Raw genomic sequence first — 25,620 nt, forward strand, 5'->3', positions numbered from 1 at the left:
GGGCGGGCCTAGGCTGGGGGGTCGTGAACCGCCTGATCCTCGGTCGTCCGCTGCGGGGCCTCGCGTTCGACGCCGCCGTCTGCGGGCTCGTCGTGTTCTTCGCGCTGTCCGGGTACCTCGCCGGGCAGACCGGGCTCGCGGCGTGCGCGGTCGGCCTGGCGATGGCGGCGGTGCTGTTCTTCCGGCGTACCCACCCGTCGGCGGTGGGCGCCCTGGTGGCCGCGCTCGCGCTGGTCCAGGTGATCGCCGGCTGGGGTCCGCTCAGCTACGACATCTCCGTGCTGATCGCCCTCTACAGCGTGGTCAAGTACGCCGATCGGCTCCGCGACGGCATCGTGGCCGGGGTCGTCGCCGTGATCGGCGGGGTGCTCGCCGCGCTCCAGTCGCCCGGCGCCGCGCCCTGGTGGATGGGCGCGTTCTTCTACACCCTGATCGTCGGCGCGGTCTGGCTGGCCGGGCTGAACCTGCGGACCCGCCGGCTCTACGTGGTCAGCCTGGAGGAGCGTGCCGCCACGCTGGAGCGGGAACGGGAGGCGGAGGCGCGCGCCGCCGTCGCCGAGGAACGCACCCGCATCGCCCGTGAGCTGCACGACGTGGTCGCCCACAGCATGGCCGTGATGATCGTGCAGGCGGACGGGGTTCGGTTCACCCTGGACCGGGACCCGGCCACCGCCCGGGAGGCGGCCAAGGTCGTGGCGGACACCGGCCGGCAGGCGCTGGAGGACATGCGGCGGCTGGTCGGCGTACTCCGGGAACCCGACCGCCCGGAGTCGCCGCCGGCGGTGGACGAGCCATCCGCCGAGCCGGCGCACCGGCGACCCGCGCTGGTGGAGCTGCCCGCGTTGCTCGACCGGTTCCGCGCCGCCGGGCTGCGGATCACCTGCGGCGGCGTCGGCGCCCCGCGGGCGCTGCCGCCCGGCCTGGAGCTGACCGTCTACCGGGTGGTGCAGGAGAGCCTGACCAACGCGCTCAAGCACGCGGGCGTCGGCGCGTCGGTGGAGCTGACGCTGGACTGGGGCGCGGACACCGTCGTGGTCCGCGCGGTGGACGACGGTGGCGGCCGACCGGCGGTCCGCCCGGCGCCGTCCGGCGGGCACGGCCTGGTCGGCATGCGGGAACGGGTCGGGGTGTACGACGGCAGCCTCGCCGCCGGCCCCGCACTCGCCGGTGGCTGGCGGGTACAGGCGCGGCTGCCACTGCCGGCGGCGGCCGGCATCGAGGAAGGGAGCGCGGCGGCGTGACCGTGCGGGTGATGATCGTCGACGACCAGGCGCTGGTGCGTGCCGGGTTCCGGATGGTGCTCGACTCCCAGCCGGACCTGCAGGTGGTCGGCGAGGCCATCGACGGCGCGGACGCGCTGCGGGTGCTGAACCGGGTCGAGGCCGACGTGGTGGTGATGGACCTGCGGATGCCCACCATGGACGGGGTGGAGGCGACCCGGCGGATCTGTGCCCGTTCGGCCGGAGGCGGCCCGCGCGTGCTGGTGCTCACCACGTTCGACACCGAGGCCGACGCGTTCGCCGCGCTGCGCGCGGGCGCGAGCGGGTTCCTGCTCAAGAACGTGCCGCCGGAGGAGCTCATGGCCGCGATCCGGGTGGTGGCACAGGGCGACTCGGTGGTGGCCCCGTCGATCACCCGGCGGCTGCTCGACCGGTTCGCCGGGCAGCTCGGCCCCGCGCCGGCGGCGGACCCCCGGCTGGCGCAGCTCACCGAGCGGGAGCGCGAGGTGCTGCTGCTGGTGGCACAGGGGCTCTCCAACGCCGAGATCGCCGCCCGGGCGCACGTCGCGGAGGCGACGGTGAAGACACACGTGGGCCGGATCCTGGCCAAGCTCCAGCTCCGTGACCGGGTCCAGGCGGTGGTGCTGGCGTACGAGAGTGGCCTGATCACGCCCGGCGGCTGACCGGTCGTACGTCTCAGGTCGTACGGGTTCCCCCGGTGGGGGACGACCGTGGTCGCACCGAGGCCGAGCGCGCAGGTGGAGATCAACCAGCGGGTGCCGGACCTAGCGTCGGAAGGGTCTTCAGACCGTGTCCGACAGGAGCACCACCGTGACCGCAACACCGACCACAGGCGTCGCCCTCGCCGCCCGCGCGCTGCGCAAGGAGTACGGCGCCGGGCAGTCCCGCGTCGTCGCGCTCGACGGCGTCGACCTCGACCTGGCCGCCGCCCGGTTCACCGCCGTCATGGGCCCGTCCGGCTCCGGCAAGTCCACGCTGCTGCACTGCCTCGCCGGCCTCGACCGGCCGACCGCCGGGGCGGTCCACATCGGTGACGCCGACCTGACGCGTCTCGACGACCGGCGGCTCACCCGGCTGCGCCGGGACCGGATCGGTTTCGTCTTCCAGAAGTTCAACCTGCTGCCCACGCTCACCGCCGAGGAGAACGTCGTCCTTCCGCTGGCGATCGCCGGCCGCCGGCCGGACGCGACGTGGCTGCGTCAGGTGGTCGCCGCGGTGGGCCTGACCGACCGCCTCGGGCACCGTCCGGCGGAGTTGTCCGGCGGGCAGCAGCAGCGCGTCGCGGTGGCTCGCGCGCTGATCACCCGGCCGTGGGTGATCTTCGCCGACGAGCCGACCGGCAACCTCGACTCGCGCTCCGGCGCGGAGGTGCTGCGACTGCTGCGCGAGGCGGTGGACACGCTCGGCCAGACCGTCGTCATGGTGACCCACGACCCGGCCGCCGCCGCGCACGCCGACCGGGTGGTCTTCCTCGCCGACGGCCGGCTGGTCGACGAGCTGCACGAGCCGACCGTCGGCGACGTCCGGGACGCGCTGAGCCGGCTCGACCCGGCCGCGGCCCCGGCGGGGCGGTGAGCGGCATGCTGCGCCTGACCCTGCGCCAGGTCCGCGCCGACGGCCTGCGCCTGCTGCTGTCCTCGCTGGCCGTCGTGCTCGGCGTCGCGTTCGTCGCCGGCACGCTGATGTTCATCGACGGCATGCGCGCCGGGGCGTACGAGCGGGCCGGTGAGTTCGACCGACACACCGACGTGGCCGCGTACGCCGAGACCGACCCGCTGCCCCCGGCGCTCGTGGACCGGGTACGCGCCGTCGACGGGGTGGCCGCCGCCGCGGGCGAGCTGACCGGCTCCGCCGGGGTGGTCGGCGCCGACGGCCGTCCCGTGCTCGGGTACGCGGTGCTCGCCGCGATCCCGACCGAGGCGGACCTCCAGTCCTACGACGTGGTGACCGGGCGGCTGCCACAGCGCCCCGGCGAGGTGGTGCTGGACGACGAGACCGTCGCCGAGCAGCGCTTCACGGTGGGCGGCCCGGTGTCGATCGGCGGGCGGGACGGTGCGGCCCGCCCGTTCACCCTGGTCGGCACCGTCGACGTGGACGGCAGCTCCCGCGACGTCGGTGGCCCGTACATCGGGCTGACCGGCCCGGACGCGCTCACCGTCAGCGGCGAGAAGGGCTATGGCCGGATCATGGTGGCGGCGCGGCCCGGAGTGGACGCGGCGGCGCTCGCCGACCGGGTCCGCGCCGTGGTGGGGCCGGACGTGACGGTCCGGGACCGGGACGCCGTCCTCGACGCGGCCGTCGACGACGCGGTACGCGACCTGCGGCAGTTCGGGATGCTGCTGGGCACGTTCGCGGCGGTGGCGGTGGTGGTGGCCGGCTTCGTGATCGCCAACACCTTCGCCATCGTGCTCGCCCAGCGCTCCCGGCGTACCGCGCTGCTGCGCCTGGTCGGCGCCACCCGGGGTCAGATCTACCGGGCCACGCTGTCCGAGGCGGCGGTGACCGGCCTGCTCGCCTCCGCGGCCGGGGTGCTGGCCGGCGCGGCGGTGGCCGGGGGCCTCGGCCTCCTGCTCGCCGGCACGGGGGCGCCGCTCGGCGGCGGACTCACCCTGACCCCGCGTACGCTGCTGGTCTCGCTGGGGCTGGGGACGCTGCTCACCGTGGCATCGGCCGCGTTGCCGGCCTGGCAGGGCACGCGGGTCGCCCCGGTGGCCGCGCTCACCGACGCGGCGATCAACCCGGTCCGCCCGGCCGGGCGGCTCCGGCTGGCGGTCGGCGCGCTGGCGCTCGCCGCCGGTGTGGCGGCGCTGGCCGGCGCCGGGGCCACCGGTCAGGTGGTGCTGGTCGCGGCCGGCGGGTTGCTGGCCTTCGGCGGCATCGTGGCGTTCGGCCCGGTGCTGGTGCCGGCGCTGGTACGGGTGCTCGGCGGGCCGTTCCGCGCGGCGTTCGGCGCGACCGGCGGGCTGGCCGTGTCGAACGCGGTGCGCAACCCGCGCCGGGTCGCCGCGACCGCGACGGCCATGGTGATCGGCATCGGGCTGGTCTCGGCCTTCGTGGTCGGCGCGGCGAGCGTCAAGTCCGGCATCGAACGCGCGGTGGACGCGCGGATCGGCGTGGACTTCCTGGTCACCGGCATCGGCGGTGACCTGCCGGCCACGCTCGCCGACGACCTGGCCGCCCGCCCGGAGCTGGGTGTGGTGCACGAGCAGCGCAGCCGGGTGGTCGGCGACGTGCAGCTGCGCGCCGCGCATCCGGCGCTGGTCCGGCGGACGCTGTCCGCCGTGGACGCCGGTGACCCGGCGGACCTGGGGCCGGGGTCGGTGCTGGTGCACCGCGAACTGGCCGCGGACCGGGGCTGGGCGGCCGGCTCCACGATCACCCTCGCCGGGCGGCCGTTCCGGGTCGCCGCGGTGGTGGCCGACGAGGAGCCGGTGCTGGCCGGCAGCCCGGTGCCCGCCGGTCACCTGGTGGACGTGCTGGACGCCGACTTCAGCGCCCTGTTCCCCGCCGAGCGCGGCTACCTGGCCGAGGTGGACCCGGCCGCCGGGGTGAGCGTCGACGCGGCCCGGAGGGCTGTCGAGTCGGTGCTGGCCCGATACCCGACGGTGAACGTGATGGACCAGGCCGCGTACAAGAAGATGCTCACCGGCACGGTCGACCTGGTGCTGGGGTTCGTCACCGCGCTGCTCGGCCTGGCCGTGGTGATCTCGCTGGTCGGGGTCGCCAACACGCTCAGTCTGTCCGTGGTGGAACGCACCCGGGAGACCGCGGTGCTGCGCGCGGTCGGCCTCAGCCGGGCCGGGATGCGGGGCGTGCTCGCGGTCGAGGCGGTGCTCACCGCGCTCGTCGGCACGCTGCTCGGCATCGCGCTCGGCACCGGGACGGCGGCCGGGGCGACGGCCGTGGTGGCCCGCATCGGCGGTGACTTCACGCTGGTGCTGCCCTGGGGACGGATCGGGCTGATCGTCGCGGTGTCGGTGGTGGCCGCGCTGCTCGCCTCGGTCCTGCCGGCCCGCCGCGCCCTGTCCCGGCCGGTGGTGGCGTCGCTCGGCGCGGACTGACCCGCCTCGGTCCGGACACGGACGAGCCGGCTCCGCCGTGGGCGGGGCCGGCTCGTGGGTGCCGAGGGTCAGGGCTGGGTGACCGGCTGCCCGCCGGTGTCTCCGCCGCCGGTGCCGGTGCCGGGGTCGGCGGTGGTCGGGTCCGGCGCCGGCGCCGTGGTGGGTGCCGTCGTCGTCGGCGCGCTGGACGGCGTGCTGCTCGGCTCGTCCGTCGGGGCGGGCTCGTCAGTCACGCTCGGCTGCGCCGACGGGATCGCCGAGGCGCTCGGCGTCACCGAGGGCGTGGCCGACGGCCGGCCGCCCGGACCGGCCGGGCGGTAGGTGTAGTAGTCGTCGTCCGCCGACGGCTCGTCGGCGACCGGCTCGGCGGCCTGGTCGCTCGGCGCCACCGCGGGCGCCGTCTTGTCGATCTTCGTAGCGGGTTCGGCCGTGTCGTTCGCGGCCGCCACCAGCGCGCCCAGCGCGCCCATCGCCACCAGCACCGCGCCGAGCGCCCCGACGAGCGTGCCGCGCCGGCCCCGCCGCCGCGACGTCGCCACCGCGGCGCCCGGGCGGACCGCCGGCTGGTCGTCCCGCGACCGCGCCGTACCCGCCGCGCCACGCAGCGCCACGGTCGCCGTCGGCGAGTCGGTACGCGCGGCCCGCGCCGCGTCGGCCATCGCCGCCGCGCTCGGGTAGCGGTCGGCCGGATCCTTCGCCAGCGCCCGCGACACCAGTTCCCGCACCGACGCCGGGATATCCGCCGGCAGCTCCGGCGGCTCGTCGTCGAGATGGCGTACGGCCACCTGGAGGGGGTTGTCGCCGGTGAACGGCGGGCTGCCGGTGAGGCAGCAGTACGCGACGGCGCCGAGCGCGTACACGTCGGTGGCACCCGAGACGGGCCGGCCGGCGGCCTGCTCCGGCGCCATGTAGAGGGCGGTGCCGGGCACCGCGTTCGTGCTGGTGATGCTCGTGACGTTGGTCGAGCGGGCCACCCCGAAGTCGACCAGGACCACGGTGCCGTCGTCCTGCACGAGCAGGTTGCTCGGCTTCACGTCCCGGTGGACGATGCCCCGGTCGTGCGCCGCGTGCAGCGCCTGCGCCACCTGGGCCACGATCGACATCGTCTCGGCGACCTCGAGCTGCCCGGCGGTTTCGATCCGCCGCGACAGCGGCTCGCCGGCGACGAACTCCATCACCAGGTAGTCGGCCCGGCCGCCGCTGGGCAGGTCGTCCTCACCGCAGTCGAAGACCTGGACCACGCCGGGGTGGCGCAGCGAGGCCATGATCCGGGCCTCGGAACGGAACCGGGCGATGAAGTCGGGGTCGGACACCAGGGCGGGAAGCAGCACCTTCACCGCGACCGGACGACCGAGGACCAGGTCGGTGGCACGCCAGACGTCGCCCATGCCGCCGGTGGCGACACGGTCATCCAGGCGGTACCGACCGCTGAGTACGACGTCTGAGGACAGCACCCCCATACCGTACCCACAGCAGGCGCGAAGTATTTCCCGCGATATCCGCGTCCGGCTCCGCCGGCCCGAACGGCCGGGTGCCCGGCAGCCGGGACGCCGATCGGCTGATCGTGATCGACCCGGTACGATCGGCCAGAAAGTCATGCGCCCCCGCGCTCGCGGTCCGCCGTGCCGGCGGTGATCCATCCGGGGGAGCGTCGCGACCGCCCTGAGCGTTACCCCGACACGCCGATGGCGGGGCTAGACATTTCTCTCTGTTTTCCCCGCCTCCGACGGCTTGCCGAAGCACTCGGTCCCTCCCGGAGTCGGCCCGACTCCCGGCCGCCCCGGGTCGCCGGTACGGTATGTCCCGCCGACGCCCGTGCCGCGCGGCAGTGTCCAAGGCGCACCGCACGCTCGTGCGCGTGCCTGATCAGCTCACCGGGGGGCCGAGTGCGGATGGCGGTGTGGTCGGCACCCGTCGACGCCCGGCGTCGGGCCGTCACGGGACGGCAAGCGTGACGGCCGAGCTGAACGAGGCGGTCGCCGGGGCGCAGGCGGGCGACGAGGAGGCGTTCCGTTTCCTCTACCGCAGCCTGCAACCCGCGCTGCTGCGCTACCTGACCGCCCTCGTCGGTGCCGACGCCGAGGACGTGGCCTCGGAGGCGTGGCTCCAGATCTCGCGCGACCTGCCGTCGTTCACCGGCGGCGAGTTCCGCGCCTGGGTGGTCACGATCGCCCGCAACCGAGCCATGGACCATCTGCGCCGGCAGCGGCGGCGTCCCTCCGTGCCGGTGCCCCTGCAGGCGCTCAACGACCTGGCCGCCGACGTCGACACCGCCGACCGGGCCGGTGAGGCGATCGCCACCGAGAGCGCGTTGGCGCTGATCCGTACGCTGCCGCCGGCCGAGGCCGAGGCGGTGATGCTGCGGGCCGTCATCGGCCTGGACGCGGAGACGGCCGGACGGGTGCTGGGCCGGCGGGCCGGCGCGGTTCGTACCGCCGCGCACCGGGGCCTGCGCCGGCTGGCCGCGCTGCTGGAGCGCTCGGCGGCGTCGGACGACGTCCGGGACGCCGTCGCGCCGCGTCCCCGTACCGACCGCCAGGTGCCGCACGCGCCCGAGGCCGAGCCGGCGGAGGGCTGACGTGAGGGGAGACGACGGCATGCACGCTCGCCGGTCCGGCGGGCCCGCCGACCGGGCGGAATCCGACCGCCTGCTCGACGCGGCGCGCGCCGGCACGCCGCCGGGGGCCGACGCCGACCCGCTGACCCGGCTGCTGTCCGCCGCCGCCGGACCGGCGGCCCCCGGCGAGGTCGCCGGGGAGGAGCGGGCGCTCGCCGCCTTCCGGGCGGCCCGCGCCACGGACGGGACGGCCCCGACGGCGGCGGCGGTGGCCGCGCCGCGCCCGCGCCGGCGCCTGCGGATCGCCGCCGCGCTGTCCGGGCTGGCCGCCACCGCGGTCGCCGGGGTGGCGTTCGCCGCCGTGCGCCTGGACCGCCCTCCCGAGCCGGTGGTCCCGCCCGCGACGACGGCCGGACCCACCGGCGCCGGACCGACCGGCACCGGCCCCGGCGTCACCGGGCCGTCGCGGCCGGCGCCGAGCACCCCGGCCGGCGACGCGTCCGGCGCGGCGTCGCCACCGGCGCCGACCCCGGCGTCGTCCGGGACGCCGAGCGCCGAGGCCGGGCCACCCGCGCCCCCGGCCACCAGCGGCCGGATGGCCGGCCACTGCCGCGCCTACCTGGCCAAGCCGGAACGGCAGCGGGAGAAGGCGCTCACCACGCCGGGCTTCGCCGACCTGGTGGCCGCCGCGGGCGGCCCCGAGCAGGTGGAGAGCTACTGCCGGAACCTGGTCGACGCGCCGGCGGAGGGCCCGGACGACGAGCCGGAGCCCGAGCGCCCGGGTCCGCGGACGGACGACTGAACGCCTCGGCGCAATCAGATTCCGGACAAAATTTCATCTCTCCGGGCAAGCGGATCTCGTCTGCTAGACAGAGGATGGTTGGGCGGCGTCCCGTGCCGTCCCGGCCGGGCGCGTCGCGACGACGTCGTCGCCCATCGCCGAGGAGGAGCCGTCCCATGGTGATGTCGCCGGATCTGGACCGGGCAGTCGTCCTGGGGGACGAGGAGGCGGCCCGGGGCCACCTGGCCCGGATCTGCTTCAAGACCGGGCCACCCGCACTCGTCGGCGTCGAACTGGAGTGGACCGTGCACGACGCCGCGGACCCGGCCCAGCCGGTCGACCGCGAGCGACTACGCGAGGCGCTGGGGCGGCACAGCCCCGTGGCCCTCGACCCCACCAGCCCGGCCGACGAGCTCCGGCGCGGCGGCGCCGTGACCGTGGAGCCCGGCGGGCAGGTGGAGATCTCCGCGACACCGCGATCGTCGGTCGCCGCGCTCATCCTCGCCACCGAGGCGGACGTCGCCGAGCTGCGGGCCCGGCTGGACGCCGCCGGCCTGGTGCTCGGCCGCAGCGGCATCGACCCCTGGCGCCTTCCCCAGCCCGTCGTGGAGACCCCGCGCTACCGGGCCATGCGGTGTGCCTTCGACCGCCGTGGCCCGGCGGGACGGGCGATGATGTACAGCACCGCCGGCCTCCAGGTCTGCCTGGACGCGGGCGAGCCGGGCCATCTGGCGCAGCGGTGGGCCGCCGCGCACGCCGTCGGCCCGCCGCTGCTCGCCGCCTTCGCCACCGCCGACCGGCACGCGGGGCGCCGCACCGGCTGGGCCTCCGCCCGGATGGCCACCTGGCTGGCCATCGACCCGGCCCGGACGCGTCCGGTCTGGTCGCCCGAGCGCGCCGACGAGGACCCGGTGGCGGCCTGGACCGGGTACGCGCTCGCCGCGCCGCTGCTCTGCGTACGCGGCGACGGCCCGGACTGGACCGCGCCGCCCGGTGTCACGTTCGCCGACTGGCTGGCCGGGGCGCTGCCCCGCCCGCCCACCACCGACGACCTGGAATACCACCTCAGCACGCTGTTCCCGCCGGTACGCCCGCGCGGCTACCTGGAGCTGCGCTACCTGGACACCCAGCCCGGCCCGGAGTGGACCGTGCCGCTGGCGGTGCTGGCGGCGATCTTCGCCGACCCGGCGACCACCCGGGACGCGCTGGCGGCTGCTGCTCCGGTCGCCGACCGGTGGCGCGCGGCGGCCCGGTGCGGGCTGGCCGAGCGCCCGCTGGCGACCGCCGCGGCGGCGCTGTTCGACCTGGCCCTGACGGCCCTGCCCCGGCTCGAACTGCCGGCCGGCATCCACGACGAGACCCAGCGAGCGATCCGGCGGCACCGCGCCGCCGCGGAGAGGGGACACCGGTGACCACCACCGAGCGACTACGCGACCGCATCGCCGCGGAGCTGGAGCGCACCCGGGCCCGTACCGCGCTGCTGACCGACGCGGTGGACGACGACGACCTGGTCCGGCAGCACTCCACGCTGATGTCGCCGCTGGTCTGGGACCTGGCGCACGTCGGCAACCAGGAAGAGCTGTGGCTGGTCCGCGACGTCGGCGGCCGCGACCCGGTGCGCCACGACATCGACGACCTCTACGACGCGTTCAAGCAGCCACGCAAGGACCGGCCGGCGCTGCCGCTGCTACCGCCGGCCGAGGCCCGCGCGTACGTGCGTACGGTGCGGGACAAGGTGTTCGACCTGCTCGACGGCATCCGCTTCACCGAGCGTCCCCTCGTCGCCGACGGGTTCGCGTTCGGCATGATCGTGCAGCACGAGCAGCAGCACGACGAGACCATGCTCGCCACCCACCAGCTGCGCGCCGGCGCCCCGGTGCTCGACGCGCCGCCCCCGCCGGAGCCACGGGCCCGGGTCGGCGGGGAGGTGCGGGTGCCGGCCGGGCCGTTCACCATGGGCACGTCCACCGACCCGTGGGCGCTGGACAACGAGCGCCCGGCTCACACCGTCGACCTGCCGGCGTACCTCATCGACGCCGCGCCGGTGACGAACGGGCAGTACCGGGCGTTCATCGCCGACGGCGGGTACGACGAGCCGCGCTGGTGGAGCGAGGCGGGCTGGCGGCACCGCGTCGAGGCGGACCTGAGCGCGCCGATGCACTGGCGGCGCGACGGGGACGGCTGGGCGTACCGCCGGTTCGGCCGCTGGTCGGCGGTACGCGACGACGAGCCGGTGGTGCACGTCTGCTGGTACGAGGCGCAGGCGTACGCGGCGTGGGCCGGCAAGCGGCTGCCCACGGAGGCGGAGTGGGAGAAGGCGGCCCGCTGGGATCCGGCGACCGGCCGATCCCGCCGCTACCCCTGGGGTGACGACGACCCGACCACCGAGCACGCCAACCTGGGCCAGCGGCACCTGTGGCCGGCGCCGGTGGGCGCGTACCCGGCCGGAGCCTCGCCGCTGGGCGTGCACCAGCTCGTGGGCGACGTCTGGGAGTGGACCTCCTCGCCGTTCCGGGGCCACCCGGGCTTCACCGCCTTCCCCTACCGGGAGTACTCGGAGGTCTTCTTCGGCGACGACCACCGGGTGCTGCGCGGCGGCTCGTTCGGCACCGACCGGTCCGCCTGCCGGGGCACGTTCCGCAACTGGGACTACCCGATCCGGCGGCAGATCTTCAGCGGGTTCCGCTGCGCCCGTGACGCCGGCCCGGAGGAGTGAGCCGGCCCGATGTGCCGTCACCTCGCGTACCTCGGTCCACCTGTGCTCCTGCACAGCCTGCTGTTCGACCCGCCGTACGGGCTGCTGCGCCAGTCGTGGGCGCCGCGTGACATGCGCGGCGGCGGCACGATAAACGCCGACGGCTTCGGCGTCGCCTGGTACCCGGACGACGGCGACCCGGTCCGCTACCGGCGGGCCCAGCCGATGTGGAGCGACACCACGCTGCCGGAGCTGGCCGCCGTGACGCGGGTGCGGGCGGTGCTGGCCGCGGTCCGCTCCGCCACGGTCGGCATGCCGCTGCACGAGACCGCCGCGGCGCCCTTCGCCGAGGGGCGGTGGCTGTTCAGCCACAACGGCGTGGTGAAGGGCTGGCCGGACAGCCTGGTCCCGCTCGCGGCCGGCCTGCCCGTCCGCGACCTCGTCACGCTCGACGTGCCGACCGACTCGGCGCTGCTGTGGGCGTTGGTCCGGCACCGGTTGCGAGCCGGCGCGCCGCCGGACGAGGCGGTGGCGGACACCGTCGCGGCGGTCGCCGCCGCCGCTCCCGGATCGCGGCTGAACCTGCTGCTCACCGACGGTACGACGGTGGTGGCGAGCACGGCCGGGCACGCGCTGTCGGTGCGCCGCGGCCCGGACTCGGTGCTGCTGGCGTCCGAACCGTTCGACGACGATCCGGCCTGGCGGGCCGTGCCGGACGGCCGGCTCGTGGTGGCGACCACGGGCGGGCTCGACGTGCGGGAGACGACCGCCGCCCGACGATCCGTACCCACCGCGAGAGAGGACACCCGATGAGCGCGGAGCCGCTGGAGATCCACTTGGAGCAGCAGGACCTCGACCGCGGGTTGCGGGAGGACGTACGGGTCGGGCTGGCCGCGACGCCGAAGTGGCTGCCGCCGAAGTGGTTCTACGACGCCCGGGGAAGCGAGCTGTTCGAGGAGATCACCCGTCTGCCGGAGTACTACCCGACCCGGGCCGAGCGGGCGGTGCTGGCCGCGCACGCGGACGACGTCGCGGCGATGACCGGCGCGAAGACGCTGATCGAGCTGGGGTCGGGCTCGTCGGAGAAGACGCGGCTGCTGCTCGACGCGTTCACCCGCCACGGTGACCTGGGCACGTTCGTGCCGCTGGACGTCTCGGTGAGCGCGTTGCGGTCGTCCACCGAGCAGATCGCGGCCGCGTACCCGGGGCTTCGGGTGCGGGGGATCGTCGGCGACTTCACCCGTCACCTGGACCGGTTGCCCACCGGCGGCCGGCGTCTGGTGGCGTTCCTCGGCGGCACGATCGGCAACCTGCTGCCGGCGGAGCGGGCCGAGTTCCTCACCGCGATGCGCGCGGCGCTGGAGACCGGCGACTGGCTGCTGGTCGGCACCGACCTGGTCAAGGATCCGGGTGTGATCGTGCCCGCGTACGACGACGCGGCGGGCGTGACCGCCGAGTTCAACCGCAACGTGCTCCGGGTGATCAACCGCGAGCTGGGCGCGGACTTCGACGTCGACGCGTTCCGGCACGTGGCGGTCTGGGATCCGCGGCGGGAGTGGATCGAGATGCGGTTGCGCGCCGAGCATCCGACCCGGGTGCGGGTCCTGGACACCGACGTGGTGTTCGCCGCCGGCGAGGAGCTGCGGACCGAGGTGTCGGCCAAGTTCCGGCCGGAGGGCGTCGCGGCCGAGCTGACCGCTGCCGGGTTCGACCGGCGGGCGTTCTGGACCGACCCGGACGGGCTGTTCGGGGTGAGCCTGGCGCGGGCCGACTGAGCGCCGCCGTGGCCCCGCCCACACCCGGTGACCGGGCCTGCCGGTGATCGGCTAGGCTGGGCGGCGCGAAGGGGAGTAGCCCCCAATGTCGTGGTCGACACACTGGTGCGTTCCGCATCCGGCCACGCGGCCCCGGTCTCCGGGGCGGGCGAGACCTTCGACTCAGGCTGTCGCAGCCGGGTCGAGGGTGCCCCCGTTCCTCCTCCCGGCTTGATCGGGAAGGTTCACATGGAGGGTTTCCTCGTCGCGCTGGTGGTCAGCTTCGGCGTCATCTTCGTCGCCGAGCTGGGCGACAAGTCCCAGCTCATGGCACTGACGTTCGCCACGCGGTTCAAGCCGGTGCCGGTGCTCATCGGCATCACGATCGCCACCGCCGTCGTCCACCTGGCCTCGGTGGCCATCGGGTACGGCCTGAACGCCGCCCTGCCCACCGACTGGATCTCGCTGGTCGCCGGTCTGGCGTTCCTCGGCTTCGGCGCGTGGACGCTGCGCGGTGACAAGCTGACCGAGGAGGAGAAGCGCAAGGCCGAGCGCGGCGGCCGGTCCGCGGTCATCGCCGTGGGTGTGGCGTTCTTCCTGGCCGAGCTGGGCGACAAGACCATGCTCGCCACCATCACGCTGGCCACCAAGTACGGCTGGTTCGGCACATGGCTCGGGTCGACGCTCGGCATGGTGGCCGCGGACGCGCTGGCGATTCTGGTGGGCCGGATGCTCGGCCGGCACCTGCCGGAGCGGACCATCCGCTACGGCGCGGCGGTGCTGTTCGCCATCTGCGGTCTCTGGCTGATCTTCGAGGCGGTCTCCGAGCTGACCTGAGCTGACCTCACGTGAGTGGCGCGGCGGCGCCCGATGATCGGAGACCGCTCCGGTGGGTAAGTAGCCCGGGTGAGCGCCGTGGCGGTGACCGCCCGGCGGAGGACGAATCGGCACGACCGGGAGGTTCCGCCCATGAGCAGGCACGACGAGCCCAACGAGTACGGCTTCGCCGGGGGCGCCACCGCGCCGGAACCGCCGCCGGGCGGGCGTGAGGACGAGCAGGACCGCGCCGAGCAGGTGGCCGTGCCCGGTGACGACCTCACCGGCCCGGCCGCCGAGGCGCTCGAGGAACCGGAGCGCAAGCGCGAGCCGCGCCCGGCCGAGCGCCGGAGCTGAGGCGTAACCGCGTGGCGGGTGTGACCGGCTGGTCGCACCCGCCGCGCCGGCTTCAGGCCGGGCCCTCCTGGTAGACGTCCGGGATGCCGTCACCGTCGGCGTCCCGGCTCTCCCGTTCGCTGATCCGCCGGTAGACCCGGTTGCGGCGGACCAGCACCACCGAGGCGAGCAGGGCGGAGATCAACGAGCCGAGCAGCACGGCCACCTTGACGCCGTCCTCCTCCGGGCTGCCGGCGCCGAACGCCAGCTCGCCGATGAGCAGCGACACGGTGAAGCCGATGCCGGCCAGCAGCGCCAGCCCGAGCAGGTCGGCCCAGGTGATCTCCTCGTCCAGCTCGGCCCGGGTGAACCGGGCGAGCAGGTACGTCGACCCGAACACGCCGATCACCTTGCCGAGCACCAGCCCGGCGGCCACCGCGATCACCACCGGGTTGGTCAGCACGCCGCCCACGTCCACGCCGACGAGCGTCACCCCGGCGGCGAAGAAGGCGAAGACCGGCACGGCCAGGCCGGCGGAGACCGGCCGCCAGCGGTGCTCCAGCTGCTCGGCCAGGCCGGGCGCGCCGTCGCGGCCGCGTAGCACCGGCACGGTGAAGCCGAGCAGCACGCCCGCCACGGTGGCGTGCACGCCGGAGGCGTGCACCAGCGTCCAGGCGGTCACCGCCAGCGGGATCAGCGCCCACCACCAGGTCCGGCGGCGCTGCACGAGCAGCCCGAACGCGGCGATCGGCAGCAGTGCGCCGAGCAGCGGCAGCGGCTGGAAGTCGGCGGTGTAGAACACCGCGATGATGGTGATCGCGAAGAGGTCGTCGACCACCGCGAGGGTGAGCAGGAACGCGCGCAGCCCTTGCGGCAGGTGGGAGCTGACCACGGCGAGCACGGCGAGCGCGAAGGCGATGTCGGTGGCGGTGGGGATGGCCCATCCGCGCAGGCCGGCGCCGCCGGCGCCGAGTGTCACCGCCAGGTAGATCAACGCGGGCGCGATCATGCCGCCGAGCGCGGCGATCACGGGCAGCGCGGCCCGCCGGGGGTCGCGCAGGTCACCGGCGACGAACTCGCGCTTGAGTTCCAGCCCGACCACGAAGAAGAAGATCGCCAGCAGCCCGTCGGCGGCCCAGGTGCGCAGGCTGAGGTCGAGGTGCAGGCCGGCGCCGCCGGGCCAGGGCACCCAGTGGCTCAGTTCGGCGTACGCGGCACGCCACGGTGAGTTGGCCCAGATCAGAGCGAGCACCGCGCCGAGCAGCAGCAGGCCGCCGCCGACCGTCTCGGTGCGCAGCACGTCGGCCAGGAAGCGGGCCTCCGGCCAGGAGCGGCGGGACAGCAGGCGGGAACGGTGCGGGTTGTGCTGGGGCATGCGGCGTCCGTTCGGAAGCTGGGGTCGGCGGAACAATCGCCGACCAGGCTTCCCGGCACACCGGGATCAACCCTAACGGGCGCCGCCACCGGCGGCGAGCCGAGCCGGCCGATGGGACGCCCGTCTCACCACCTGGGTGGGGGCGTCCCATCGACCGGCGGGTCAGCGTTGCCCGGGCAGCGCCGGCAGGGACACCCCGGCCGGGTCGCAGAACGCGGCCATCCGCTTGATCAGCTCGTCCGGGTCGGCGTACGGGTCGAGGCCGCGTACCTCGTCCGGGTCCAGCTCGGGCACGGGGACGTGGGAGATCAGCGGGTGCAGCGGCCGGCTGTCCACCTCGTCGGCGCCGAACAGGTGCTCGTGCAGCTTCTCGCCCGGGCGCAGACCGGTGAAGACGATCTCCACCGGGCGGTCCGCCTCGGCGGCCAGCCGGCGTGCCACGTCGGCGATCCGTACCGGCTCGCCCATGTCGAGCACCAGCGCCTCGCCGCCCCGGCCGATCGTCGCGGCCTGGAGCACCAGGTGCACCGCCTCCTGCACGGTCATGAAGTAGCGCGTCACGTCGGGGTGGGTGACGGTGATCGGCACCCCCGCCCGGATCTGCGCCTGGAACGCGGTGAGCACCGAGCCGCGGCTGCTGAGCACGTTGCCGAACCGGACGCTCAGGTACCGGCCGTTGAGCCGCTGCGCGTGGTGCGCGGTGAGCCGCTCGGTGATCCGCTTGGAGTAGCCGAGGACGCTCTCCGGGTTGGCCGCCTTGTCGGTGGAGATGTTCACGAACTCGGCGACGTCGCGGCACGCCTCCAGCACGTTCAGCGTACCCATGATGTTGGTCTTGATCGCCTCACCGGGATGGCGCTGGAGCAGCGTGAGGTGCTTGAGCGCCGCGGCGTGGAACACCACGTCGGGCTGCCGGTCGGCGATCACCCGGGCGATGCACTCGGCGTCGCGAATGTCGGCCAGGATCAGCTCCGGCCCGTCCAGCAGCGCGCGCCCGTGCAGGGACATCTGCAAGGCGTGCAGCGCGGACTCGTCCCGGTCGAGCATCATCAGCTCGTCGGGCTCGCAGCGGGCGATCTGGCGGCACAGTTCCGAGCCGATCGAGCCGCCGGCGCCGGTGACGAGCACCCGGCGTCCGGCCAGCCCGCCGCGCTCGACGCTCAGCTCGGCCACCCGGTGCGCGCGGCCCAGCAGGTCGGTGAGCTGGAGGTCGCGTACGTCGGTGGCGGCCACCGGGCGGTCGAGTACCTCGCGTACCGGTGGCAGGACCTTGAACGCCGCCCCGGCCTCCAACGTGCGGGTTCGGACGTCGCGCAGCAGCTGCGGGTCGGAGCCGCTCATCGAGAAGATGACGGTGCTCGCCCGGGTGGCCCGGACGACGGCGGCGATCTGCTCCCGGCCGCCGAGCACGCGCAGCCGCTCCAGCCGCAGGCCGCGGCTGTCGGGTGCGTCGTCGAGCAGGCCCACCGGCCGGTAGCTGCTGTCCGGGTCGTGCAGCAGCACCCGGACGAGCCGCTCGCTCGCGGCGTCCACCCCGTAGATCAGGCAGCGCTCGGCGTGTCGTGCGGCGGGCGGCCGGCGGTCGGCGTGGGCCCGCCAGAGTCCCCGGGCGGCCGCCATCACCACGAGCGCCACCGCGCCACCGACCAGCGGCGTGCTGGCCGGGACCGGGTGCTGCGTCCACGGCAGGACGGCGACGAAACCGACGGCGGTGACGAGCGCGACGGTGACGGCCAGGCCCTGCGCGTCGCCGGCGCTGCCGATCGGATACCGGCCGTAGAGCCGGGACCGCAGCAGCGTGAGCGCGGCGTACAGCGCGGCGCAGGCCAGCGCCAGGCCGAGCGTGCGGGCGCTGGCGGCGGCGGTGAGGTCGAACCCGTACCTCGTCCAGGCGGCGCCGAGAAAACCTCCGCACCACGCGGCCGTGTCCAGCGTTAACAGGGAAAGGGTGGCGGCGCGGTGGGTGATCCGGCCGGGAGGTCGAACGGCTGTGATCGCGTCACGATCCATGGGCTGCCCTCTGTGTCCTATCCGTATTGAAAGGATTAGACCGTCTGTGCCTGTTCGGTCGTTTACTGTCGTCCAGTCACGTAACGTCGTGAATAGGCGATTCGATCCTGGCACGGCGACTGGGGTTTTTAGGGGGCTTTCGTGCAGTTTCATCGGCAGACCGGCGTGTCGCGAGGGGGAGCGTGATGGACGTTCTCGGCTACCTGCGCCTGGTCCGACGCCACTGGTGGATCGTGCTGGTGACGGTGATGCTCGGCCTGGGCACCGCCGCGCTGGTGACGGTCCGGACGGCGCCTCGGTACGAGGCCTCGGTGACGTTCTTCGTCACCACGCCCAGCCAGGGGGTCACCGACGCCTACCAGGGCAGCCTCTTCCTCCAGCAGCGGGTGAAGTCCTACGGTGACCTGCTCACCAGCGACCGCCTGGCGCAGAGCGTGGTCGCCGACGCGCCGCTCGGCCTCACCGCCGACCAGGTGCGCAGCCGGATCCACACCACCGCCACGGCGGGCACGGTCCTGCTCAAGGCGACGATCACCGACACCGACCAGACCCGGGCGTTGAAGACGACCGAGACGCTCGCGACGAAGTTCACCGAGCTGGTACGCAAGGTCGAGACGCCGCCGGACGGAAAGTCCCCGCCGATCAAGATCGAGGTGGTCAGCGGTCCCCGTGTCACCTCCAACCCGGTCTCCCCGCAGCCCACCCGCAACCTGGTCCTGGGCGGTCTGCTCGGCCTGCTGCTCGGCGTCGGCCTGGCCGTGCTCCGCGGGGTGGCCGACGTCCGGATGCGCGACGGCGCCGGGCTGCAACGGGTGACCGGCAGTCCGCTGCTCGGCGAGATCCCCTACGAGACCGGCGCGCGCTCGGCGCCGCTGATCGTCGGCGACGCGGCCACCTCGGCCCGGGCCGAGGCGGTCCGCAAGCTGCGTACCAACCTGCGCTTCGTGGACGTGCACGAGCCGGCCCGGGTCATCGCGGTCACCAGCGCGCTTCAGGGCGAGGGCAAGACCACGATGGCCTGCAACACCGCCATCGCGCTGGCCGAGGCCGGCTGGCGGGTGCTGCTGATCGACGCCGACCTGCGCCGCCCCAAGGTCGCCGACTACCTCGGGCTCGACGGCGGCGTCGGCCTCACCGACGTGCTCGTCGGCGACGTCCAGGTCGGTGACGTGGTGCAGCGCTGGGGGGAGAAGTCCCTGCTGGTGCTGCCCAGCGGCGCCACCCCGCCCAACCCCAGCGAGCTGCTCGGCTCCAAGTCCATGGCGGACCTGCTGGTCGCGCTGCGGGACTCGGCGGACATCGTGGTCATCGACACCGCACCGCTGCTCGCGGTCACCGACGGCGTGGTGGTGGCCGTGCAGGCCGACGGCGCGCTCCTGGTCACCCAGCAGGGGCGTACCTCCCGCAGCCAGGTCGCGGCGGCGGCCCACGCGCTCAGCTCGGTCTCGGTGCGCCTGCTCGGCTGCGTGCTCAACATGGCCAAGGTGGCCAAGGCGGACGCCTACCAGTACGAGGCGTACAAGGTGGTCGTGCCGCCCGCGGCGCCCTCGGTGCCGGCCGACCGGGCCGGCGCCCGCCGGGGCGCGAAGGCCGTGGGCGACCGGACGCAGGAACTCACCCGGCTGTCGCGATGAGCGCGAGCACGGGCCGGATCGACCGCTCGATCTCCTCGGCGCAGCGCCGGAAGTCGGCAGGCGAGCCGCCGATCGGATCGCGCAGGTCCTCCGCGTCGGGGGCGGCGGGTTGGAGCCGCCCCCGGGCGCGGACCGCGGCCGACACCGCCGCCCGCAACGGCGTGCCCGCGTCCGCCTCCGCCTCGGCGGGGCGGGCCTCGGCCGCCAGCCGGGCGAACTGCCGCAGCGTGAACGTCCGGGTCAGCGCGGCCGGCGCCAGCGCGGTGCAGGCCGAGCGTTGCCGACGGGTCGCGGTCAGCACCAGCGCCGCCCCGGTCAGGTGTTCCGGGCGCAGCCGGCGGGTCCGGAAGGCCGCCGGGTCCGCGCCGGTGGCCGCGGTCACCTCGACCGCGTACGGGTGCATGGCCGCCCCGTCGATCGCGTCGGTCCCCGCGCTGGTCACCGCCAACGGCAGGCCGGTCAGCATCCGGCGGGCGATGAACTCCGCCATCGGTGACCGGCACATGTTCGCGTGGCAGACGAAGAGCACCTCGTCGACCATCTGCACCCCTCTCGTCGGCACGGTCGCGACGGAGGGTGCCGCGACGGCGTTCTTCCGGCAGTCGCGGCCGGACGCAGAGGGGATGCGGGAATGGTACGCGGTGCGGCGCCCGGCCGTCCGGAAAGCCGCGCCGGGAGCGCGGCCATGAGGGTCGGCATCCTCACCTACCACTTCCCGCCGGAGCCGGCGTTCGTCCCGGGCAGCCTGGCCGAGGAGCTGGTGGCCCGGGGCCACGAGGTACGGGTGCTCACCGGGTTCCCGGACTACCCCGGCGGCCACGTCTATCCCGGCTGGCGACAGCGCTGGCGGCACCAGACGCACAGCGAGCGGCTGACCGTGCGCCGGGTGCCCCGGTACGCCGCGGGCGACGGTTCCGCCCGTGCCCGCACCACGAGCTGGCTGTCCTTTGCCGGCAGCGCCGCGCTCGCCGGCCGGGGCCTGCTGCGCGACGTCGACGTGCTCTACGTCTACGGCCACCCGGCGGTCACGTTCGCGGCCACCGGGCTGCGGCGGCTGCTCGGCCGCACGCCGACAGTCCTGCACGTGCAGGACGTGTGGACCGAGCGGGACGGGCGCGCGGAGGGGGACAGCGGGTGGCCGGCGCGGCTGGAGGCCGCCACCCGCCGCCTCTACCGGGAGGCGGCAGTGGTAGCTGTCGGTTCGCCGTCCATGGCGGATCTGGTCCGCGCCGGCGGGGCCGACCCGGGCCGGGTGCGCACCGCGCCGAACTGGACCGACGAGCGCATCTTCCGGCCCACCCAGGCCGGTCCGGCGGTGCGGCGGCTGGTCCGCCGGGACGACCGCTGCGTGGTGATGCACGCGGGGACGATCGGCGCGCGCCAGGACCTGGAGACGGCGGTCCGGGCGGCGGCGGCCCTCGGTGACCGGATGGACCTGGTGCTCGTGGGCTCGGGTCCGCAGGAGCGGCGGGTGCGAGGGCTCGCCGCCGACCTCGGCGCGGACAACATCCGGTTCCTGGAACGACGGTCCGCTGTGGACATGCCGCAGCTCTACGCCGCCGCCGACTACCAGCTCGTGGCCCAGCGCGACCTGCCGGCGCTGCGCGGCCGGGTGCCCGGCAAGCTCCAGGCCGCGCTCGCCTGCGCCGCGCCGGTGGTCGCCTCCGCCGCGGGGGAGACGGCCGAGGTGGTGGAGCGGGCCCGCGCCGGCCTGTCCTGCCCGCCCGAGGACTGGGCGGCCCTGGCCGACCGCTTCTGGCTGGCCGCCGCCATCCCGCCGGCCGCCCGGCTCGACATGGGCAGGCGGGGCCGCGACTCGTACCTGCGGGACATGTCGATGCGGGCCGGTGTGGACCGGATCGAGGCGCTGCTGCACGAGGCGGCCGCGCGGACGTCGAACCGAACAAAGCTCGCACACAGCCAATAAATCGTCAGAGTGTCGAATATCGCCTCGAACATGCACTTTCCCGTGCTAAAAAGCACTCGATCGCGAATTGTGTCCGATTCGACCGACACGTAGGGGGAATCCGTGACCGGACCTGGTGCCACGACCGGCCGGCGGCGCCGCTCGCGGCGGCGCCGGCGCGCCCGGGTCCGCCGGACCCTGCTGACCGGGCTGGTCGTCGTGTCGGTGCTGCTCAGCGCCGGCGGCTGGGTCGCGTTCCGGGGCTGGCAGGCCCGCGCCCACCTGGTCAACGCCGCCGGACTGGCCCGGGAGCTCAGCGCCCAGGTGCTCGACGGCGACGTGGCCCGGGCCCAGCGCACGCTCGCCGCGTTGCAGGAACAGGCCGCCGCCGCGCGCGGCGAGACCGGGGATCCGGTGTGGTGGGTCGGCCAGCAGACCCCGTACGCGGGGGACAACCTGGCCGCGGTACGGCAGATCTCGGTGGCGGTGGACGACCTGGCCCGGCTCGCGTTCCCCACGTTGCTGCGCGTCGACCTCGCCTCGCTGGTGCCGAAGCAGGGCAAGCTGGACCTGGCCCGCCTGCGCGCCGTCTCGGCCGAGGTCTCCGCCGCCGACCAGGCGGTGCGCACGACCGCCGACCGGCTGCGGAAGGTGCCCACCGGCGACCTCGTGACGCAGGTACGCGACGCGGTCACCGCGCTGCGCGCCGAGCTGGACCAGCTCGGCGAGCTGACCTCGGCGGCTGATCGCGGCGCGCGGCTGCTGCCGCCACTTCTCGGCGCGGACGGGCCGCGCAGCTATCTGCTGGTCTCGCAGAACCCGGCCGAGCTGCGCGCCACGGGCGGCATGTTCGGCGCGTACGCCGTCCTGCGCGCCGAGGGTGGACGGATCCGCCTCGTGAAGCAGGGCAGCTCGTCCGATCTGCGGTTCTTCGACCCGCCACTCAAGGTCGACGCGGAGGCGAAGCGGCTCTGGGGCGATCTGCCGGGCATCTATCCGGCGGACGTGAACCTCAACCCGGACTTCCCGGCCGCCGCCGCGCTCTACCGGGACATGGTTCGTCGCCGGACCGGCACCACCGTGGACGGTGTGCTGGCGGTGGACCCGGTGGTGCTGTCGTACCTGCTCGGCGTCGTGGGTCCGGTCAACGTGCCGGACGGGCCGGCGCTCGCCCCCGCCACCGCCGTCCGCACGCTCCTCAGTGATTCGTACCGGGACCTGGGCACGAAGGACCAGGACGAGTACTTCACCAAGGCGGCCTCGGGCGTCTTCGACACCCTGTTCACCAAGACGATCGACCCACGGGCACTTTTGACCGTTTTTACCCGTTCAATCAATGAACGTCGGATATTGTTCTGGAGTGTCCGATCTGAGGAGCAACGCGCACTGGCCGGCAGCCGGCTGGCCGGTCAGCTCCCGGAGAAGGACACCGTGCCGACCGTCGGTGTGTTCCTCAACGACGGCAGCGGCGCGAAGCTCGGCTACTACCTCAGGTTCTCGGCCACCGTGACGGTCGGCGAATGCCACCCGGACGGACGCCGCGAGCTGCGGCTGAAGGTCACGGTGCACTCCACCGCCCCGAAGTCGGGCCTGAGCAAGTCGGTCACCGGACTGGCTCTGGCCGGCGACAAGTACACCGCACGCACCTTCGTCTCCGTGCACACGCCCACCGGCGGCGCCGTCCTCACCGGCCGGCTGGACGGACGGGACACCGCGATGGGCAGCGGCACCGACGGCCGCCGCCAGGTGGCGGTCGCGAAGGTCGAGGCCCGCCCGGGACAGACCCGGACGCTCGACGTCACGGTGCTCACCGGCAAGACCGGCGCCGGGACGGCCGAGCTGGTGCACACGCCCACCGTCACCCCATGGACCACCCAAGTAGTCAACGCACCAAGCTGTGAACAGTAGGAGGGAATCCATCATGCGGCTATCCCGCATCATCATGGCGCTCACGGTGGGCCTGGCCGTAGCGGCCGTGCCGACCGCGGCCGGGGCGGCGCAGCCGCAGCCCCCGGTCTACCCGCCCGAGGTCGCGTCGCTGACCGTCTCACCGACCACCATCCGGCTCGGCGAGACGTTCACCCTGCGGGGCTCCAACTTCGCGCCGAACGAGACGGTGCGGATCGACGTGGCGATCTCGGGTCTGCCCGCGGCCGCCCCGGCCGAGGGGACCGCGCGGCGCAGCGACGGCAGCACGGTGGCGATGGCGCCGGTCGCCTACACGCCCAACCGCGCCCAGCCGCAGCCCGCGCCGACCACGTTCACCGTGACGGCCGACGCCAACGGCAACTTCACCGTCACCTACCGGCCGACCAGGCCGGGCCGGTACACGTTCACCGCCACCGGCCTGACGTCCGGGCGGATCGCGAGCGCCACCGGCACCGTCCTCCCGCCGCGGCCGACCAAGTCGCCGCACCACGGCGGTCTGCCGGTGACCGGTGACAGCATCGGCACGCCGCTGAAGCTCGGTGGGGGCCTCGCCGCCGCCGGTGCGGTGCTGCTGCTGGCCTCCATGGCCTGGCGCCGCCGCCGCCTCGGCTGATCCGGGGCGTGCCGGGGACGACCCGGCTCGATCGTGAGTGCCCGCCGGACCTCGTCCGGCGGGCACTCACGTGTCCGGGCGACACGACACAATGAGCCATGGACGCGACACCGTGGACCGATCAGGCCGGCCTGCTCACGCTGCCCGGTGGCGCCACCGTCCGCGGGCGCAAGGTCGCCGCGCCCGCCTCGCCCGCCGACTTCGCGCTGCTGCTGGCGCCCGGTCCCGAGCCGGAGTGGCCGGCCCGGCGGGTCCGCTGGCCCGACTTCTGGATTCCGTCCGACCGCGCCGACGCCCTGGACGCGCTGCGGGAGGCGCGGCGGCGCGCGTACGCGGGGGAGCGGGTCGAGGTGGCCTGTCACGGCGGCGTCGGGCGCACCGGCACCGCGCTGGCCGCGCTCGCCGTGCTGGACGGGCTGCCGCCCGCGCGGGCGGTGGCCTGGGTCCGGTCCCACTATCACCGGCGCGCCGTGGAGACACCGTGGCAGCGGTGGTGGCTGCGCGGCGTGCGCTGACACCCCGGCCGGTCACCGAACGGGACCGCCCGATCGGCGCGGCGTCACGACACCGGTGAGCCGTCGGGACCTGATCATCCGGCTCGGTAGGGTGCCTTCTCATGAGAGCCCGGGTCCTGGCCGCCGCCACCGCCGTCACCCTGCTCACCACCGGGGTTCCCGCCCCGGCCGCCGCCGTCCCGGCCACCACACCCGCCGCCCTCGCCGCGCCCGCGACCGCGCCCTGCCCGCGCCTGCCCGCGCCGAAGGTGAGCCGGCCGCCCCGCCCGACACCGCCGGCCACGACACCCGAACAGCCGGCGGTGGGCGGCGAGGCGCTGGCCGGCACCGGGCTGGTCATGCCACCCGGCAGCCCCGCGCCCCCGGCGGTCACCGCCACCACCTGGCTGGTGGCGGACCTGGACACCGGCGCGGTCCTCGGCGCGTGCGGCGCACACGTCCCCGGCACCCCGGCCAGCACCCAGAAACTGCTGCTGGCCGCCACCATGCTGAGCCGGCTGGACCCCGAGCAGGTCGCCGTCGCCACCCGCGCCGACCTGGACATCGAGCCGGGCAGCTCGGCGGTCGGCCTGCTCGTCGGCGGCCGCTACAGCGTGGCGACGCTGTGGCTGGGCCTGCTGCTCCAGTCCGGCAACGACGCCGCGAACATGCTGGCCCGCCTCGGCGCCGGCAGCGCGCAGGCCGGCGTCGCCGAGATGAACGAGCAGGCCCGCCGGCTCGGCGCCGGGCAGACGCACGCGGTCACACCGTCCGGCCTGGACGGTCCCGGCCAGTTCACCAGCGCGTACGACCTGGCGCTCATCGCGCGGGCCTGCTTCGCCGACGCCGCGTTCCGCCGGTACGCGCTCACCGAGCGCACGCAGATCCCGGCCCAGCCCGCGCTGAAGAAGGGCGGGTTCCAGATCCAGAACGAGAACCAGCTCATCTACCGCTATCCCGGCGCGCTTGGCGGCAAGACCGGCTTCACCGAACTGGCCCGGCACAGCTACGTCGGCGCCGCGCAGCGGGACGGACGCCGTCTCGTGGTGACGCTGCTCGGCGCCGAGGCCCGCCCGGTACGCGGCTGGCAGCAGGGTGCCCAACTGCTCGACTGGGGCTTCCGGCTGCCCCGCGACGCCTCGGTCGGCCGGCTGGTCGAGCCGGGCGAGCGGGACGCCGAGGCGGCGGAGCCCCGGCAGGCGGCGGCCGCCGAGCCCACCCGTACCGCCTCCCCGCCGTGGCGGGGGCCGGCCGGGACGGCGCTGCGACGCATCGGCGACGGGGACTGGCGGGTGATCGTGCCGGTCGCCGGTCTGCTGGCGCTCACCGTGGGCGGGGCGGCGGCGGTGCTCGCCGCCCGCCGGGGCCGCGCCCGCAGGCGGGGACGCCGCCGCGCCTGACCGGGCGGCACCCTACCG

The 25,620-nt window shown here is 75.0% G+C and carries 22 protein-coding genes; 18 read left to right on the forward strand and 4 right to left on the reverse strand.

The features are described 5' to 3' along the window. The first annotated feature begins 23 nt into the window (after positions 1 to 23). The 4 genes from F8279_RS09565 to F8279_RS09580 all read left to right on the forward strand — a co-directional run bounded on the left by F8279_RS09565 (position 24) and on the right by F8279_RS09580 (position 5,302). Entirely contained in the window at positions 24 to 1,241 is a 1,218-nt protein-coding gene (locus F8279_RS09565) for a sensor histidine kinase (protein WP_151499716.1), read from the forward strand. Beyond that, on the forward strand, positions 1,238 to 1,903 hold the full coding sequence (locus F8279_RS09570; protein ID WP_151499718.1) for a response regulator transcription factor: 666 nt from the start codon (positions 1,238 to 1,240) through the stop codon (positions 1,901 to 1,903). Before F8279_RS09565 ends, F8279_RS09570 begins: the two co-directional genes overlap by 4 nt. Positions 1,904 to 2,051: 148 nt before the next feature. Next, complete coding sequence (locus F8279_RS09575; RefSeq protein WP_151499719.1) at positions 2,052 to 2,816, forward strand: ABC transporter ATP-binding protein; 765 nt, start codon at positions 2,052 to 2,054, stop codon at positions 2,814 to 2,816. 5 nt (positions 2,817 to 2,821) lie between these two features. Beyond that, a complete protein-coding gene (locus F8279_RS09580) occupies positions 2,822 to 5,302 on the forward strand; it encodes an ABC transporter permease (protein ID WP_151499721.1) in 2,481 nt (826 codons plus the stop codon). Between the two features lie 68 nt (positions 5,303 to 5,370). Here F8279_RS09580 and F8279_RS09585 read toward each other — a convergent pair whose 3' ends face one another. Next, positions 5,371 to 6,756, reverse strand: a complete 1,386-nt coding sequence (locus F8279_RS09585; protein WP_225853204.1) for a serine/threonine-protein kinase — start codon at positions 6,754 to 6,756, stop codon at positions 5,371 to 5,373. 497 nt (positions 6,757 to 7,253) lie between these two features. Here F8279_RS09585 and F8279_RS09590 point away from each other — a divergent pair, with 497 nt between their 5' ends. From F8279_RS09590 to F8279_RS09625, 8 genes are all read left to right on the forward strand, one after another. Then, a complete protein-coding gene (locus tag F8279_RS09590; RefSeq protein ID WP_091417982.1) occupies positions 7,254 to 7,880 on the forward strand; it encodes an RNA polymerase sigma factor in 627 nt (208 codons plus the stop codon). A gap of 19 nt (positions 7,881 to 7,899) precedes the next feature. Beyond that, a complete protein-coding gene (locus tag F8279_RS09595; protein ID WP_225853209.1) occupies positions 7,900 to 8,661 on the forward strand; it encodes a hypothetical protein in 762 nt (253 codons plus the stop codon). A gap of 155 nt (positions 8,662 to 8,816) precedes the next feature. Then, a complete protein-coding gene (gene egtA, locus F8279_RS09600) occupies positions 8,817 to 10,052 on the forward strand; it encodes an ergothioneine biosynthesis glutamate--cysteine ligase EgtA (protein WP_151499725.1) in 1,236 nt (411 codons plus the stop codon). Then, positions 10,049 to 11,356, forward strand: a complete 1,308-nt coding sequence (egtB, locus tag F8279_RS09605) for an ergothioneine biosynthesis protein EgtB (RefSeq protein ID WP_151499727.1) — start codon at positions 10,049 to 10,051, stop codon at positions 11,354 to 11,356. Before egtA ends, egtB begins: the two co-directional genes overlap by 4 nt. Before the next feature lie 9 nt (positions 11,357 to 11,365). Further along, the gene (gene egtC, locus F8279_RS09610) at positions 11,366 to 12,148 is read left to right on the forward strand and encodes an ergothioneine biosynthesis protein EgtC (protein WP_151499728.1); all 783 of its coding nucleotides are present in this window, start codon (positions 11,366 to 11,368) and stop codon (positions 12,146 to 12,148) included. Beyond that, the gene (egtD, locus tag F8279_RS09615) at positions 12,145 to 13,110 is read left to right on the forward strand and encodes an L-histidine N(alpha)-methyltransferase (protein ID WP_151499730.1); all 966 of its coding nucleotides are present in this window, start codon (positions 12,145 to 12,147) and stop codon (positions 13,108 to 13,110) included. The genes egtC and egtD overlap by 4 nt, the downstream gene beginning before the upstream one ends. A 228-nt stretch (positions 13,111 to 13,338) precedes the next feature. Next, positions 13,339 to 13,926, forward strand: coding sequence for a TMEM165/GDT1 family protein (locus F8279_RS09620; protein ID WP_091418007.1), 588 nt, complete (start codon positions 13,339 to 13,341; stop codon positions 13,924 to 13,926). Between the two features lie 132 nt (positions 13,927 to 14,058). Further along, positions 14,059 to 14,262, forward strand: a complete 204-nt coding sequence (locus F8279_RS09625; RefSeq protein ID WP_091418011.1) for a hypothetical protein — start codon at positions 14,059 to 14,061, stop codon at positions 14,260 to 14,262. A gap of 52 nt (positions 14,263 to 14,314) precedes the next feature. On the opposite strand, the gene nhaA is transcribed toward F8279_RS09625, so the two are convergent. Further along, positions 14,315 to 15,616 (reverse strand): Na+/H+ antiporter NhaA, encoded by a 1,302-nt coding sequence (nhaA, locus tag F8279_RS09630; RefSeq protein ID WP_151499732.1) that lies wholly within the window; start codon positions 15,614 to 15,616, stop codon positions 14,315 to 14,317. Between the two features lie 162 nt (positions 15,617 to 15,778). Next, the gene (locus F8279_RS09635; protein WP_091418020.1) at positions 15,779 to 17,626 is read right to left on the reverse strand and encodes a nucleoside-diphosphate sugar epimerase/dehydratase; all 1,848 of its coding nucleotides are present in this window, start codon (positions 17,624 to 17,626) and stop codon (positions 15,779 to 15,781) included. A gap of 185 nt (positions 17,627 to 17,811) precedes the next feature. Here F8279_RS09635 and F8279_RS09640 point away from each other — a divergent pair, with 185 nt between their 5' ends. Beyond that, positions 17,812 to 19,260, forward strand: coding sequence for a polysaccharide biosynthesis tyrosine autokinase (locus F8279_RS09640; protein WP_091418023.1), 1,449 nt, complete (start codon positions 17,812 to 17,814; stop codon positions 19,258 to 19,260). On the opposite strand, the gene F8279_RS09645 is transcribed toward F8279_RS09640, so the two are convergent. Next, positions 19,241 to 19,822 carry a low molecular weight phosphatase family protein gene (locus F8279_RS09645; protein ID WP_225853205.1) on the reverse strand — a complete coding sequence of 194 codons (582 nt, stop codon included), beginning with the start codon at positions 19,820 to 19,822 and terminating at the stop codon, positions 19,241 to 19,243. The two genes, F8279_RS09640 and F8279_RS09645, sit on opposite strands and share 20 nt — an antisense overlap. A 123-nt stretch (positions 19,823 to 19,945) precedes the next feature. Here F8279_RS09645 and F8279_RS09650 point away from each other — a divergent pair, with 123 nt between their 5' ends. From F8279_RS09650 to F8279_RS09670, 5 genes are all read left to right on the forward strand, one after another. After that, the gene (locus tag F8279_RS09650) at positions 19,946 to 21,187 is read left to right on the forward strand and encodes a glycosyltransferase family 4 protein (protein WP_151499734.1); all 1,242 of its coding nucleotides are present in this window, start codon (positions 19,946 to 19,948) and stop codon (positions 21,185 to 21,187) included. 102 nt (positions 21,188 to 21,289) lie between these two features. Next, positions 21,290 to 23,074: a DUF4012 domain-containing protein gene (locus tag F8279_RS09655; protein WP_151499735.1), complete on the forward strand. Its 1,785-nt coding sequence runs from the start codon at positions 21,290 to 21,292 to the stop codon at positions 23,072 to 23,074. Positions 23,075 to 23,087: 13 nt separating this feature from the next. Beyond that, positions 23,088 to 23,708 (forward strand): hypothetical protein, encoded by a 621-nt coding sequence (locus F8279_RS09660; protein ID WP_091418035.1) that lies wholly within the window; start codon positions 23,088 to 23,090, stop codon positions 23,706 to 23,708. Between the two features lie 98 nt (positions 23,709 to 23,806). Beyond that, positions 23,807 to 24,223 (forward strand): protein-tyrosine phosphatase family protein, encoded by a 417-nt coding sequence (locus F8279_RS09665; protein WP_091418039.1) that lies wholly within the window; start codon positions 23,807 to 23,809, stop codon positions 24,221 to 24,223. A 101-nt stretch (positions 24,224 to 24,324) separates the two neighbouring features. Then, positions 24,325 to 25,602 carry a D-alanyl-D-alanine carboxypeptidase family protein gene (locus tag F8279_RS09670; protein WP_151499736.1) on the forward strand — a complete coding sequence of 426 codons (1,278 nt, stop codon included), beginning with the start codon at positions 24,325 to 24,327 and terminating at the stop codon, positions 25,600 to 25,602. Positions 25,603 to 25,620: the final 18 nt, after the last annotated feature.

It is taken from the genome of Micromonospora sp. AMSO1212t (genome assembly GCF_008868145.1).
GTDB lineage: Bacteria > Actinomycetota > Actinomycetes > Mycobacteriales > Micromonosporaceae > Micromonospora > Micromonospora tulbaghiae.

Excerpts from the sequence above, each read along its gene's own strand:
- F8279_RS09580 (WP_151499721.1), top strand. The coding sequence starts at position 2,822 with ATGCTGCGCCTGACCCTGCGCCAGGTCCGCGCCGACGGCCTGCGCCTG.
- F8279_RS09595 (WP_225853209.1), top strand. The coding sequence starts at position 7,900 with ATGCACGCTCGCCGGTCCGGCGGGCCCGCCGACCGGGCGGAATCCGAC.
- egtA (WP_151499725.1), top strand. The coding sequence starts at position 8,817 with ATGGTGATGTCGCCGGATCTGGACCGGGCAGTCGTCCTGGGGGACGAG.
- egtC (WP_151499728.1), top strand. The coding sequence starts at position 11,366 with ATGTGCCGTCACCTCGCGTACCTCGGTCCACCTGTGCTCCTGCACAGC.
- egtD (WP_151499730.1), top strand. The coding sequence starts at position 12,145 with ATGAGCGCGGAGCCGCTGGAGATCCACTTGGAGCAGCAGGACCTCGAC.
- F8279_RS09620 (WP_091418007.1), top strand. The coding sequence starts at position 13,339 with ATGGAGGGTTTCCTCGTCGCGCTGGTGGTCAGCTTCGGCGTCATCTTC.
- F8279_RS09625 (WP_091418011.1), top strand. The coding sequence starts at position 14,059 with ATGAGCAGGCACGACGAGCCCAACGAGTACGGCTTCGCCGGGGGCGCC.
- nhaA (WP_151499732.1), bottom strand. The coding sequence starts at position 15,616 with ATGCCCCAGCACAACCCGCACCGTTCCCGCCTGCTGTCCCGCCGCTCC.
- F8279_RS09635 (WP_091418020.1), bottom strand. The coding sequence starts at position 17,626 with ATGGATCGTGACGCGATCACAGCCGTTCGACCTCCCGGCCGGATCACC.
- F8279_RS09640 (WP_091418023.1), top strand. The coding sequence starts at position 17,812 with ATGGACGTTCTCGGCTACCTGCGCCTGGTCCGACGCCACTGGTGGATC.
- F8279_RS09650 (WP_151499734.1), top strand. The coding sequence starts at position 19,946 with ATGAGGGTCGGCATCCTCACCTACCACTTCCCGCCGGAGCCGGCGTTC.
- F8279_RS09660 (WP_091418035.1), top strand. The coding sequence starts at position 23,088 with ATGCGGCTATCCCGCATCATCATGGCGCTCACGGTGGGCCTGGCCGTA.
- F8279_RS09665 (WP_091418039.1), top strand. The coding sequence starts at position 23,807 with ATGGACGCGACACCGTGGACCGATCAGGCCGGCCTGCTCACGCTGCCC.
- F8279_RS09670 (WP_151499736.1), top strand. The coding sequence starts at position 24,325 with ATGAGAGCCCGGGTCCTGGCCGCCGCCACCGCCGTCACCCTGCTCACC.